The sequence below is a fragment of the Pseudomonas sp. CFSAN084952 genome (assembly GCF_009648855.1).
Lineage (GTDB): Bacteria > Pseudomonadota > Gammaproteobacteria > Pseudomonadales > Pseudomonadaceae > Aquipseudomonas > Aquipseudomonas paracarnis.
Genome location: NZ_CP045767.1, coordinates 6313291 through 6326501, shown reverse-complemented (window position 1 = coordinate 6326501; position 13211 = coordinate 6313291). Strand labels below are relative to the sequence as shown.

15 protein-coding genes are annotated in these 13211 nt (G+C 61.8%); 12 read left to right on the top strand and 3 right to left on the bottom strand.

Translation table 11 applies throughout. The features are described from left to right. Window positions 1-369: 369 nt before the first annotated feature. Window positions 370-1395 carry a ferrochelatase gene (gene hemH, locus GH769_RS28765; RefSeq protein WP_014716851.1) on the bottom strand — a complete coding sequence of 342 codons (1026 nt, stop codon included), beginning with the start codon at window positions 1393-1395 and terminating at the stop codon, window positions 370-372. 14 nt (window positions 1396-1409) lie between these two features. After that, complete coding sequence (locus GH769_RS28760; RefSeq protein WP_020302487.1) at window positions 1410-2309, bottom strand: TIGR01777 family oxidoreductase; 900 nt, start codon at window positions 2307-2309, stop codon at window positions 1410-1412. A gap of 212 nt (window positions 2310-2521) precedes the next feature. On the opposite strand from GH769_RS28760, the gene GH769_RS28755 reads away from it, so the two are divergent. From GH769_RS28755 to GH769_RS28700, 12 genes are all read left to right on the top strand, one after another. Beyond that, window positions 2522-3508, top strand: coding sequence for an NAD(P)/FAD-dependent oxidoreductase (locus tag GH769_RS28755; RefSeq protein WP_014716849.1), 987 nt, complete (start codon window positions 2522-2524; stop codon window positions 3506-3508). After that, a complete protein-coding gene (locus GH769_RS28750) occupies window positions 3505-3720 on the top strand; it encodes a TIGR02450 family Trp-rich protein (RefSeq protein ID WP_014716848.1) in 216 nt (71 codons plus the stop codon). The genes GH769_RS28755 and GH769_RS28750 overlap by 4 nt, the downstream gene beginning before the upstream one ends. A 112-nt stretch (window positions 3721-3832) precedes the next feature. Then, a complete protein-coding gene (locus GH769_RS28745; RefSeq protein WP_014716847.1) occupies window positions 3833-4792 on the top strand; it encodes a DUF523 and DUF1722 domain-containing protein in 960 nt (319 codons plus the stop codon). 3 nt (window positions 4793-4795) lie between these two features. Then, window positions 4796-5725, top strand: a complete 930-nt coding sequence (locus GH769_RS28740) for a MerR family transcriptional regulator (protein WP_032903986.1) — start codon at window positions 4796-4798, stop codon at window positions 5723-5725. Next, the gene (gene phrB / locus GH769_RS28735; RefSeq protein WP_032903985.1) at window positions 5726-7168 is read left to right on the top strand and encodes a deoxyribodipyrimidine photo-lyase; all 1443 of its coding nucleotides are present in this window, start codon (window positions 5726-5728) and stop codon (window positions 7166-7168) included. Further along, complete coding sequence (locus GH769_RS28730) at window positions 7161-7583, top strand: nuclear transport factor 2 family protein (protein ID WP_020302485.1); 423 nt, start codon at window positions 7161-7163, stop codon at window positions 7581-7583. Before phrB ends, GH769_RS28730 begins: the two co-directional genes overlap by 8 nt. Then, window positions 7580-8362 carry an SDR family oxidoreductase gene (locus tag GH769_RS28725; protein WP_032903982.1) on the top strand — a complete coding sequence of 261 codons (783 nt, stop codon included), beginning with the start codon at window positions 7580-7582 and terminating at the stop codon, window positions 8360-8362. The genes GH769_RS28730 and GH769_RS28725 overlap by 4 nt, the downstream gene beginning before the upstream one ends. After that, complete coding sequence (locus GH769_RS28720; RefSeq protein WP_032903980.1) at window positions 8359-9606, top strand: NAD(P)/FAD-dependent oxidoreductase; 1248 nt, start codon at window positions 8359-8361, stop codon at window positions 9604-9606. Before GH769_RS28725 ends, GH769_RS28720 begins: the two co-directional genes overlap by 4 nt. Further along, window positions 9603-10412 carry a DUF1365 domain-containing protein gene (locus GH769_RS28715; RefSeq protein WP_014716841.1) on the top strand — a complete coding sequence of 270 codons (810 nt, stop codon included), beginning with the start codon at window positions 9603-9605 and terminating at the stop codon, window positions 10410-10412. The genes GH769_RS28720 and GH769_RS28715 overlap by 4 nt, the downstream gene beginning before the upstream one ends. Beyond that, window positions 10399-11670, top strand: coding sequence for a cyclopropane-fatty-acyl-phospholipid synthase family protein (locus GH769_RS28710; protein WP_020302482.1), 1272 nt, complete (start codon window positions 10399-10401; stop codon window positions 11668-11670). The genes GH769_RS28715 and GH769_RS28710 overlap by 14 nt, the downstream gene beginning before the upstream one ends. Then, window positions 11663-12154 carry a DUF2878 domain-containing protein gene (locus tag GH769_RS28705; RefSeq protein WP_032903978.1) on the top strand — a complete coding sequence of 164 codons (492 nt, stop codon included), beginning with the start codon at window positions 11663-11665 and terminating at the stop codon, window positions 12152-12154. Before GH769_RS28710 ends, GH769_RS28705 begins: the two co-directional genes overlap by 8 nt. Before the next feature lie 54 nt (window positions 12155-12208). Continuing rightward, on the top strand, window positions 12209-12511 hold the full coding sequence (locus GH769_RS28700; RefSeq protein ID WP_003188364.1) for a YkgJ family cysteine cluster protein: 303 nt from the start codon (window positions 12209-12211) through the stop codon (window positions 12509-12511). Between the two features lie 141 nt (window positions 12512-12652). Here GH769_RS28700 and GH769_RS28695 read toward each other — a convergent pair whose 3' ends face one another. Next, complete coding sequence (locus tag GH769_RS28695) at window positions 12653-13171, bottom strand: acyloxyacyl hydrolase (RefSeq protein ID WP_014716838.1); 519 nt, start codon at window positions 13169-13171, stop codon at window positions 12653-12655. Between the last annotated feature and the right edge of the window lie 40 nt (window positions 13172-13211).

Here is a 13211-nt window from a genome sequence, read left to right as displayed (position 1 = left end):
TTCGTGGGTAACCCGGCAGGACGCCGGGTTAGCCGCCCCGCGCCATGGATGGCGCGTGGCGGCGGCCCACGGATTCAAGCCTGCGTTCGGGCACACCGAGCCTAGGCGAGGTGCCGAGTGGTGGGGCGAGGACCTTTTGGTTACTTTTGGGTCCTTCCAAAAGTGACCCGCTGTCAGAGCGGAACCCTAGGTGGCCGTTACCGCAGCAATGGATATGTACACAATCCAACTGTGTTGACTGCCAGGCCGCCTTCGCGAGCAAGCCCGCTCCCACAGGTTGATCGCGGGGGTTCAGGTAGAGAATCGTCGGTTGGCAGGCCGCCATCGCAGGCAAGCCAGCTCCCACAATTGGATCACCGCAGGGCTCGATTACAAGGCAACCGGCGCCCGTTCGCACAGGGTATTAAGCGCCGCCGCCCACTGCGGCTCGTCATTCAGGCAAGGCACCAACACCAACTCCTCGCCCCCCGCTTCACGAAATTGCTCGCGACCGCGATCGCCAATTTCCTCCAACGTCTCAATACAGTCGGCGACGAACGCCGGGCACATCACCAGCAGCTTCTTCACCCCTTGCTGGGCCAATGCCTCAAGGCGCGCCTCGGTGTAGGGTTCGATCCACTTGGCCCGGCCCAGGCGGGACTGGAACGCCACCGACCATTTACCCTCCGGCAAACCCAGCCGCTCGGCCACATCCCGCGCCACGCTGAAGCACTGCGCGCGGTAACAGGTGGCAAGCACTTCAGGGGATGCGTTCTTGCAGCAGTCGGCGTCCTTGAAGCAGTGCTGGCCGGTAGGGTCGAGCTTGGTCAGGTGACGCTCAGGCAAACCATGGAAACTGAGCAGCAAGTGATCGTAATCCTGCTCCACATAAGCGCGCACACTCGCCGCCAGCGCATCGAGGTACTCAGGCTGATCGTAGAACGGTTGCAGGATCGAAAACTGCACATTCAGTTGCTTGTCGCGCACCACTCGCTTGGCTTCCTCTATCACCGTTGTGACGGTGCTGTCGGCAAATTGAGGGTACAACGGCGCCAGTGTGATTTTTTGAATACCCTGGGCGGCCAGGCGCGTCAGGACCGTTTCCAGGGACGGTTCGCCGTAACGCATCGCCAGTTCCACCGGGCCTTGGGTCCACTGCGCGGTCATCTGCTGTTGCAGGCGGCGGCTCAGCACCACCAGCGGCGAACCTTCGTCCCACCAGATCGACGCATAGGCATGGGCCGATTGCTCGGGGCGCTTGATCAGGATCAGCGACACCAGCAAGCGCCGCACCGGCCACGGCAAGTCGATCACATAAGGGTCCATCAGGAACTGATTGAGGTAGCTGCGCACATCGGCCACTGAAGTGGACTTTGGCGAACCCAGGTTGACCAGTAACAACGCGTGATCGGTCATGCAACATCCTATCTTTAGAGGCGGCTGGACAAGTCGTCCAGAGCCGCACGCAACTCAGTGAACTGGAAAGTGAAACCTTCGGCCTGCAGCCGTTCAGGCAAAGCCTTTTGCCCGCCCAGCAACAAGCCGGACAACTCACCCAGGCCAACCTTCAACGCAAATGCCGGCATCGGCATGAACGCCGGGCGGTGCAGCACCTGGCCCAAGGTCTTGGCAAATTCGCGGTTGCGCACCGGGTGTGGCGCGCAGGCATTATAAGGACCGTTGGCGTCTTGCTTGTGCAGAAGAAAATCAATCAGGGCGATTTGATCCTTGATATGCACCCAGGGCATCCACTGCCGTCCATTGCCAATCGGCCCGCCCAGCGCCAGTTTGAACGGCAGCAGCAGGCGCGACAAAAAGCCGCCCTCGGCAGACAGCACCAACCCCGTACGCACCAGCACCACGCGAATGCCCAAGGCTTCGGCACGCTGGGCGGTTTCCTCCCAGGCGATACACAACTGGCTGGGGAAGTCATCCAGCACCGGGCCGCTGGCTTCGGTCAGTTCGCGCTCGCCGCCGTCGCCGTACCAACCCACCGCAGAACCGGAGATCAGCACCGCCGGTTTTTGCTCCAGGCTTTCCATCCAGGCCAGCAAGGTTTCGGTGAGGTGAATGCGACTGTTCCACAGCAATGCCTTGCGCTTGTGGGTCCAAGGCCGGTCGGCGATAGGCGCGCCTGCCAGGTTGACCACCGCGTCCACCGCGCCAATCACCTCTTGTAGACGAGCCACCCCGAGCACCTGCGCACCACACACCTGGGCGACCGTTTCCGGTTGCCGGCTCCACACCGTCAGGCGATGGCCTTGCGCGAGCCAGTGCTTGCAGAGTTGGCGACCGATCAAGCCGGTACCGCCGGTCAGCAAAATATGCATGGGACTCTCCTCATGTAACGTTCGCCGCCGCTCACTGGTCTATTTTATAAGCAGGGATCAATTTGATAATTGAGCGTGACGGGGGTTCAAGCCTTAGCTTAACCATAGGTCACGCCACACAATCAGGCACGCCAAAACTTATACCAAAAAACAATATTGTACAGCTATTGGTGTCGGCGTAGTCTGTACCCAACGGTAAAACGAGGCCTCCCATGACTGTTCCCATCGCGATCATTGGTACCGGCATCGCCGGTCTCTCCGCCGCCCGAGCGTTACAAGACGCCGGGCACGCAGTACAACTCTTCGATAAAAGCCGCGGCAGCGGTGGCCGCATGTCCAGTAAGCGCAGCGACGCCGGCGCGCTGGACATGGGCGCGCAATATTTCACCGCCCGCGACCGGCGCTTCGTCAACGAAGTGCAGCGCTGGCAAAGCAACGGCTGGGCCGAGCAATGGAAGCCCCAGCTGTATAACTTCAAGTCCGGGCAATTGACGCCCTCCCCCGATGAGCAGATCCGCTGGGTGGGCACACCGCGCATGAGCGCCATCACCCGCGCCCTGCTCGACGACTTGCCGGTGGAGTTCGGTTGTCGCATCACCGAAGTCTTCCAGGGCACGCAGCACTGGAACCTGCTCGACGCGGACGGCGGCAATCACGGCCCTTTCAGTCACGTGATCATTGCCACGCCGGCGCCCCAAGCCACCGCCCTGCTGGCCGCCGCGCCCAAGCTGGCGAGCGCCGCCGCCGGAGTGAAAATGGACCCGACCTGGGCCATCGCCCTGGCGTTCGACAAGCCCCTGGATACGCCGATGGAGGGCTGCTTCGTGCAAGACAGCCCCCTCGACTGGCTGGCGCGCAACCGCAGCAAGCCTGGGCGCGACACCACCCTCGACACCTGGGTGCTGCACGCCACCAGCGCCTGGAGCAAGGCCCACCTAGACCTGCCCAAGGAAGCGGTGATCGAACACCTGCACGGCGCCTTTGCCGAATTGCTGCACAGCGCCATGCCCGCGCCGTCGTTCAGCCTGGCGCATCGCTGGCTCTACGCACGCCCCTCCAGCAGCCATGAGTTCGGTGTGCTGGCCGACGCCGACCTGGGCTTGTTCGTTTGCGGCGACTGGTGCCTGTCCGGTCGGGTGGAAGGTGCCTGGTTGAGTGGCCAGGAAGCGGCGCGACGCTTGATCGAGCACCTGCAATGAACCGCATCAACCCCGCCAAACTGCTGCTGTCAAAATGGACGGCAGCTCATCCTCGCCACAAGGAAAAACACTTCCTGGTCACCGAGTTGTTCCGTGACGACGAGGGCACGGTGCTGGACATCGAACTGCAGGCCATCCTGACTCGGCGCGCCGAACGCCTGCCCTGGCAGACCCTGAAAAACGCTGAAGACTGGAAAATCGGCTGGAAATAAAGCGGCGGCACAAACCTGTACAAATTATTTGACTTGTACAACATCGAGCCTATGATGAGATTTAGTTGTACAAGATTTTTAGCTTGTACAGGATTCTTGCAGAGGTTTGCTTATGTCCAGCCATGTGAAACCGAAGATCGCCATCAGCGCCTGCCTTCTGGGTGAGAACGTGCGCTTCAATGGCGGTCATAAACAGTCCCTGCTATGCAGCCAGACCCTGAGTGACTACTTCGATTTTGTCCCGTTGTGCCCTGAAGTTGCCATCGGCCTGGGCATTCCTCGGCAAGCGATCCGCCTGGTCGGCGATCCCAACCAACCGCAGGCTGTGGGCAGCGTAAACCCTGCGCTCAATGTCACTCAGCCACTGGACGATTACGGCCAGCAAATGGCCCGGGAACATACCGACCTGTGCGGCTACATTTTCATGCAAAAGTCACCGTCTTGTGGGCTGGAGCGGGTCAAGGTGTACCGCGACAACGGCACGCCCGTCGACGGTGGCGGGCGCGGTATTTACGCCCAGGCGTTTTGTGCCCGCCACCCCAACCTGCCGGTGGAGGAAGACGGTCGCCTGAACGACCCGGTGCTTCGAGAAAACTTCCTCACCCGCGTATTCGTGTACGCCAGTTGGCAGCAACTGTTGGCCGACGGCCTTACCCGTCACCGCTTGCTGACGTTTCACTCGCGCTACAAGTACCTGCTGATGGCCCACAGCCCGGCGCATTACAAAAGCCTGGGCCACTTGCTCGGCAGCATGGGCAAGGGCATTGACCTGCAAGCTTTGGCCGACGGCTATTTCAGCGAACTGATGGCGGGCCTGAAAAAATGCGCGACTCGCGGTACCCATACCAATGTGCTGCAACACATCAGTGGCTACCTCAAGCAGGCCATCAGCGCCGATGACAAACAGGAAATGCAGACCGTCATCGGCCAATACCGCCACGGCATCGTGCCACTGGTGGTGCCGCTGACCCTGCTCAAGCACCACTTTCGCCAACATCCGGACCGCTACATCGCGCAGCAGGCCTACCTGCAACCGCACCCGGAAAACCTCAGCCTGCGTAATGCGATCTAACCCATGAAACCTGCCCTGCTCGACGAACCCGGCGAAGACATCGCCCTGGCCCTGGAAAACGGTTGGCTGCCGATCCGCGAGGTGGCGCGCCAGACCGGCGTGAATGCGGTGACGCTGCGCGCGTGGGAGCGCCGCTACGGCCTCATCGTGCCCCAGCGCACGCCCAAAGGGCATCGGTTGTTCAGCGCCGAACACGTGCAACGCATCCAGGCCATCCTCACCTGGCTCAATCGCGGCGTGCCGGTCAGCCAGGTCAAAGGGCTGATCGACTCCGCCCAAGGTAGCCCGGAGCCGATGGAAAACGAGTGGCAGAGCCTGCGCCAGCATTTGGTGAGTGCCATCAGTGAACTGGCCGAGCGCCGGGTCGATGACGCCTTCAACCAGGCCATGGCGCTGTACCCACCACGCACCTTGTGCGAGCAACTGATGCTGCCGCTGCTCAACGAGCTGGAACAACGCTGGCAGGGCCAGTTCGGCGCGCAGATGGAGCGGGTGTTCTTCTTGTCCTGGTTGCGCAGCAAGTTCGGCGCACGGATCTATCACAACAATCGTCAACTCCACGGCGCGCCGCTGTTGCTGGTCAATCATTCCGACCTGCCCCTGGAACCCCACCTCTGGCTCAGCGCCTGGCTGGCCAGCAGTGCCGATTGCCCGGTGGAAGTGTTCGATTGGCCGCTGCCGGTGGGCGAACTCGCCCTGGCGGTGGAACACCTGCAACCGCGTGCGGTGCTGCTGTATTCGAGCAAGGCGTTGCAGGTGCCGGCCCTCAGCAAACTGCTGGGCGGCATCCGTTGCCCAACCGTGATTGCCGGACCAACGGTGTGCATCCACCACGCCGAGTTGGGCGTATTAACCCAGGATATCCCTGAGTTGTCCGTGGCCGAGGACCTGTTGTCGGCCCATCAATTATTGATCCAGCGTGGAATTGTCTGAATGCATCTGATCTGGTTGCGCACCGACTTGCGCCTGCACGACAACACTGCCCTGGCGGCCGCGAGCCAGCGCGGCCCCGTCGCGGCTGTTTACCTGATCACACCCGAGCAATGGCAGGCGCATGATGACGCGCCGTGCAAAGTCGATTTCTGGCTGCGCAACTTGCAGCACCTGAGCCAGGCACTGGACAACCTCAACATCCCCCTGTTAATCCGCCACGCCGCGACCTGGGACCAGGCGCCGACGGTACTGAGCCAACTGTGCCGCGAGCTGTCGGTGGAGTCGGTACACGTCAACGAGGAATACGGCATTCACGAAACCCGCCGCGACAGCGCCGTGGCCCAGGCCCTGGAAGCTGACGGCGTGACCTTCCACAGCTACCTGGACCAACTGTTTTTCCAGCCGGGTAGTGTGCTGACCAAGACCGGCACCTACTTCCAGGTGTTCAGCCAGTTCCGCAAGGTCTGCTACAGCCGCCTGCACAGCGCCCTGCCCCGCGTGGTGCCGACGCCAAAGGCCCAGGCCGAGCCTGGCGTGAAGAGCGACCCTGTGCCAACGGCAGTCGAAGGGTTCCCGACACCCAGCGAAACCTTGCGTGCCCTCTGGCCCGCTGGCGAAGACGAGGCGCGCCGTCGCCTCGATGCCTTCGCTGATCAGCAGATCAGCTATTACAAGGACGAACGCGACTTCCCGGCCAAGCCCGGCACCAGTCAGCTTTCTGCCTACCTGGCCGCCGGAGTGGTTTCGCCGCGCCAGTGCTTGCACGCCGCGCTGCAAACCAACCAGGGCGAGTTCGAAAGCGGCGACATCGGCGCCATCACCTGGATCAACGAGCTGCTGTGGCGCGAGTTCTACAAACACATCCTGGTCGGCTACCCACGGGTTTCCCGCCACCGCGCGTTTCGCCCGGAAACCGAAGCGCTGGCCTGGCGCAAGGCGCCCGAAGACCTGGCCGCCTGGCAACAGGCGCGCACCGGCTTGCCGATCATCGACGCGGCCATGCGCCAATTGCTGGAAACCGGCTGGATGCACAATCGCCTGCGCATGGTGGTGGCGATGTTCCTGACCAAAAACCTGCTGATCGACTGGCGCGAAGGCGAGCGCTTCTTCATGCGCCACCTGATCGACGGTGATCTGGCGGCCAACAACGGCGGCTGGCAGTGGAGTTCGTCCACCGGCACCGACTCGGCGCCGTATTTCCGGATATTCAGCCCGCTGAGCCAATCGGAAAAATTCGACGGCGACGGCGTGTTCATCAAACGCTGGCTCCCGGAACTGGCCGCGCTGAATAAAAAACAAGTGCACAACCCCGAAGCGGCTGGCGGCCTGTTCGGCGTGGCGGATTATCCGCGTGCCATCGTCGATTTGAAACAGTCTCGCGAGCGTGCCTTGGCCGCATTTCGCCGGCTGCCTTCGCGTCAGGAGATGGCCGAACATGAGTGACTTCCTGCGCCAGTTCGCCCACACCTTCGCCACGCTGGACAAGCACAACCTGCACCTGCTCGGCCGCCTGTACAGCGAGGACGTCGCCTTCGCCGACCCCCTGCATGAAGTTCAGGGCCTGCCAGCGTTGCAGCGTTACTTTGCCGACTTGTACAGCAACGTCAGCGAGCTGAATTTTGACTTCCACGGCTTCGATACAGTGGCCGAAGGCGAGGGCTACCTGCGCTGGACTATGCGTTTTCGTCACCCACGCCTGGCCGGCGGCCAGGTGATCGAGGTGCCAGGCTGTTCCCATTTGATGTGGCACGACAAGGTTTACCGCCATCGCGACTACTTCGATGCCGGCGCCCTGCTCTATGAACATGTCCCCCTACTGGGTCGCGTTATTCGTTGGCTGAAAAGGAGAATGGGATGAGCCTTACACCGCCCCGTCGTTATTGGCTGACCGGCGCCAGCAGTGGTATCGGTGCGGCGCTGGCCGTGGAGTTGCTCGACAGCGGCGCCCACGTGGCCCTCAGTTCCCGCACCCAAGGCCCGCTGGATGCCCTCGCCGTTCGATATCCAGGCCAGGTGCTGGTGGTGGCCGGCGACCTGACCAACAGCCAGACCGTGCGCGAGATCGGTGAGCGTATCAGCGAGGTCTGGGGTTCGCTGGACACGGTGATCCTCAACGCCGGCACTTGTGAATACGTCGACGCCCGGCAATTTGACGCCTCGATCATCGAGCACGTGGTGCGTACCAACCTGCTGGCGAGCAGTTATTGCATCGAGGCCGCGCTGCCGCTGTTGCGCGCCGGGCGTACCCCGCATCTGGTGGGCGTGGCCAGTGCTGTGACCTACCTGCCCATGCCTCGCGCCGAAGCCTACGGCGCGTCCAAGGCCGGCCTGCGTTACTTGTTCGAATCCCTGCGTATCGGCCTGTCGCCAGAAAACATCGATGTCACGGTGATCAGCCCAGGCTTCGTCGACACGCCGCTGACCGAGCGCAATGATTTCCCGATGCCCCTGAGCTGGCCGGCCGACAAAGCCGCGAAACACATCTTCGCCAAGCTGGAAAAACGCCCGCTGGAAATCGCCTTTCCGGCCCTGTTCATTGCCACCTTGTGGCCGCTGTCGAAGCTGCCCAACCGCGCGCAACTGATCATCGGCAAACGCATGCTGCGCAGCCCGCCACCGAAGAAGGACGACCTGTGAAGATCGCCATTATCGGCAGCGGCATCGCCGGGCTGACCAGCGCCTACCTGCTCAGCCGTCGCCACGACATTACGCTGTTCGAGGCCAGTGACTGCATTGGCGGGCATACCCACACGGCCAAGGTGACGGTCGACGGCAAAAGCTATGCGGTGGACACGGGCTTCATTGTGTTCAACGACTGGACCTACCCCAACTTCATCCGTCTGCTGGAGCAGATCGGGGTCAGGTTCAAACCCACCGAGATGAGCTTTTCGGTGTGTGACCAAAGCACTGGCTTTGAGTACAACGGCAACAACCTCAACAGCCTGTTTGCCCAGCGCCGCAACATCCTGTCGCCGGGGTTCTGGGGCATGTTGCGCGATATCCTGCGCTTCAATCGCCAGGCGCCCCTGGACTTGCAAGAGCAGCGCATCAGCGCCGACATGACCCTGGGCGATTACCTCACCGCTGGCGGCTATGGCCCCAGGTTTATCCGGCATTACATCGTGCCGATGGGCGCGGCCATCTGGTCGATGTCCCTGGCCGATATGCTCAAGTTTCCGCTGCAGTTTTTTGTGCGCTTCTTCAAGAATCACGGCTTGCTTTCGGTGAGCAACCGCCCGCAATGGTGCGTGATCGAAGGCGGCTCCAGCTGTTATATCGAGCCGCTGACCCGCAGCTTTCGCGAACAGATACGGCTCAACTGCCCTGTGCATAAGGTGCAACGCAGCGACGAGGGTGTGGTTATCCACAGCCCGGCCGGCAGCGAAACCTTCGACCGCGTGGTGTTCGCCTGCCACAGCGATCAGGCCCTGGCCTTGCTCGATGACCCCAGCCAGGCCGAACAGCAGATCCTCGGTGCCCTGCCCTACGCCGACAACGACGTGGTGCTGCACACCGACACACGCCTGCTGCCCGATCGCAAACTGGCCTGGGCCAGCTGGAACTATCGGCTGACGGGCAACGTGCAACAACAGGCCGCCGTCACCTATGACATGAACATCCTGCAAGGCATCGACAGCGCCACTACCTTTTGCGTCAGCCTCAACCAGACGCCGATGATCAACCCGCTGAAGATCCTGGCGCGCTACACCTACGCCCATCCGCAATACAGCCTGGCCGCAGTCGCCGCACAGGCACGCTGGGAAGAATTGAACGGCGTGCGCAATACCTTCTACTGCGGGGCCTACTGGGCCAGCGGCTTTCACGAAGACGGCGTGGTCAGCGCTCTGCGCGTGGCCCAGGCGTTTGGGGAAACCCTGTGAACAGCGCCCTGTACAGCGGCTGGATCGCCCATCGGCGGTTTACGCCCAAGGCCCACGCCTTTCGCTACCGCATCGGCCTGCTGTACCTGGACCTCAGCGAAGAGGACGAAGTACTGGGGCTCTCGCCGCTGGCTGGCACGAGTCGCCTGGCGCCTTTCGGTTTCCGCCAGCAGGATTACCTGCGTGAATTCACGCGCCACGGCATGAGCTTGAGCGATGCTGTGCGCGACGAAGTCGGCAAGGCCCTGGGGCATACGCCCCAGGGCGCTATCTGCCTGCTGACCCAGGCCCGCAGTTGGGGCCTGGCTTTTAACCCGGTGAGTTTCTTCTACTGCTTCGAGGCTGACGGGCGACTGGCCGCGATCCTGTGTGAAGTGACCAACACCCCATGGCGCGAGCGCTATCACTACGTGCTGCCTGCCCAGGCACTGGGCGCCGATGAGCACCAGCATTTCGCCGTGGCCAAGGCCTTCCATGTGTCGCCGTTTTTGCCTCGCGAGCTGGAATACCGCATGAGTTTCAGCCCGCCCGCAGCCAGGCTCGGCGTGCATATGGCCGATTGGCAGGGCACGCAAAAAGTCTTCGACGCCACCTTGAGCCTGGAAAAACAGGCACTGAGCCGCGCCAGCCTGCATCGCTATCTGTGGCGCTTCCCCTGGATGACCGCCAAGACCGGCCTTGCGATCTACTGGCAAGCCTTGCGCCTGCTGCTCAAACGCACACCGATTTTTTCCCACCAGGCCGCCGATGGCGCCTCTCGCACCGCAGTCGGGTATACCAAGGATCGCCACCATGAAATCCCCTAGCTTATCGGTCAAGGCTAACCGCCTGAACGTCAACGGCATGACCGCTGCGCTGTTGCGCAAAGGCGTGTTGCGCCAGCTCAGCCAATTGCGCCACGGCCAGTTGGTGATCATCGAGGATGGCGAGCGGCAAGTCTTCGGCGCACGGGAAGCGCACCTGCTGGGCGAGATCCAGATTCTCGACGCGGCGGTATGGGGGCTGGTAGCGGCCAATGGATCGATCGGCGCCGGCGAAGCGTTTATCCATGGTTACTGGACCAGCCCCGACCTCACCGCCGTGGTGCGGGTGATGGTCAGCAACCTGGAGGTGCTCGACGCCATGGAAGGCGGGCTGGCACGCCTGGCCCGGCCGTTCACTCAGGGCCTGCACTGGCTCAACCGCAACACACGCAAAGGCTCGCAAAAAAACATCGCCGCCCATTACGACCTGGGCAACGACCTGTTCGAAGAATTTCTCGACCCCACCATGATGTACTCGGCGGCGCAGTTCCTGACGCCTGATGACACCCTGGAGCAGGCACAGCTGAACAAGCTGGCGCGGATTTGCCAGAAACTGGCGCTCAAGCCCAGCGACCATCTGCTGGAAATCGGTACCGGCTGGGGCAGCATGGCGTTGTATGCGGCGCAGCATTATGGTTGCCGGGTCACCACCACGACCTTGTCCAAGGAGCAGTTCGCCTACACCGCCCAGCGTATCGAGGCGCTGGGCCTGCAAGATCAAGTGACCGTACTGCTGAGCGATTACCGCGACCTCACCGGTGAGTACGACAAGCTGGTGTCGATCGAAATGATTGAAGCGGTGGGCCATCGTTTCCTGCCCACCTATTTCAAACAATGTGCCCAGTTGCTCAAGCCCGACGGCCTGATGCTGCTGCAAGCCATCACCATTCGTGAACAGCGCTTTGAGCAAGCCAAGCGCAGCGTCGACTTTATCCAGCGCTACATCTTCCCTGGTGGCGCGCTGCCCTGTGTACAAAACATGCTGCAGATCGTCAGCCGCGACACCGACATGAACCTGCTGCACATGGAAGACTTCGGCCTGCACTACGCTCGCACCCTGCGCCTGTGGCATGAAAACTTTCGCCGCGCCCATGGCCGTCTTGCGGAACTCGGTTATGACGAATACTTCCTGCGCCTGTGGGAGTTTTACCTGTGCTACTGCGAAGGCGGCTTCATGGAGCGCACCATCGGCACCGCACAGTTGCTGCTGGCCAAACCAGCGGCCATCAATCCGCCGCTGCTCGGGCGTTTCAGTGCTTAAACCCCTGGCCAATGCCGTGCTGTTTCAGTGCGGCTGGTTTGCCTGCGTGCTCGGCGGCGATAGCCGTTGGCTGCTGATTGGTATCGCAGCGCTGGGCGCACACCTGCTGTGGATAAGTTCTTGGGCCAGAGAGGGGCAAGTGATTCTGGCCGTGACGGTGCTGGGAACGCTGGTCGATACAGCACTGCGCGGGCTCGGCGTGTTTGAGTTCAATACGCCGGGACCACTGATTCCGCTGTGGCTGATACTGTTATGGGCCTTGCTGGCCACCACCTTGCGCCATTGCCTGGCCTGGAGCGCACGGCCCTGGTGGCTGGCCAGCCTGCTAGGCGCGGTGGGCGGGCCGTTGTCTTATTACGCCGGCAGCCAATTGGCAGGCGTGAGTTTTGCGTACGGCACCACCCCGACACTGATCGGCCTGGCGCTGTTATGGGCCATGCTCTTTCCGCTGTTGCACGGGGTTGCACAGAGGCTGGAATACTGACGCCCGTCCGAGCATTCATACGCGTCTAGCGCACTTGCCTTACACTGCGCGCCTATGACCAACATCCCTCACATTCAAATCACCGAACCCGTCACCTGCTCGACGTGCGCGGCCTGTTGCTGCCAGCTGGAAGTCATGCTGATCACCGACACCGGCGTGCCGCAACGCTTTATCGATACCGACGATTGGGGAGGTGAGGTGATGCTGCGCCTGGACGACGGCTGGTGCGCAGCGCTGGACCGCGACACGATGATGTGCACGATCTATGAGCTTCGGCCGTTGATTTGCCGGGAGTTCGAGATGGGGGCGCCGGAATGCCTTGAAGAGCGCGAAGGTATTACCACGGCCTATCGCTGACCCCGAACTTCGTGACGATCACGGGCTTGTGTGGGAGCGGGCTTGCTCGCGAATGCGGTGGGTCAGTCTAAGTATGTGCTAGCTGATACACCGCTTTCGCGAGCAAGCCCGCTCCCACAGGGGGGCCAAGTGTTCTTGAGATTAGAGCGGCATGGTGTAGTGCAGCGAGTAGCTCTCTACCCCATCGTTATTGCTGCTGATGCCGGCATTGGAATAATGCGTGGCACGAATGCCCACTTCATGCCCGCCGTTGAACCGCAGGCCGAAACCCAGGCGGTCTTCGAACTGGAAGGACTGGCCGATGTTGTTGTCTTCCAGCCGAGTGCGGGAGAACAACGCCACGCCGATACCGGCTTCGATGTAGGGCTTGACCGACTCGCCGGCAAACTCATACACAAATACCGGCGAGAACGACAGGCTGCTGGCGCCTGCACGGTCGTCCCCTTCCCAATAGGTATAGGCGCCGCTCCAGTAGCCGGTCAGTCGGCCGACATTGCTCTGCATCCAGCTTTTGTCCCAATCGGAGGTCAGGCCCAGGCGGTAGGTCAGCGTCGAATCGCTGGTGCTCCCCAAGCCGAACTCCAGGCCGGCGGCCTGGGCTGAAACAGAGTGTCCCAACATAGCGGCCGCAATCGCAGCCAAACAGAACAAGCGCTTCATGTGAAACGTCCTTTGCAAACGGAATAATTGGGTTATGTAC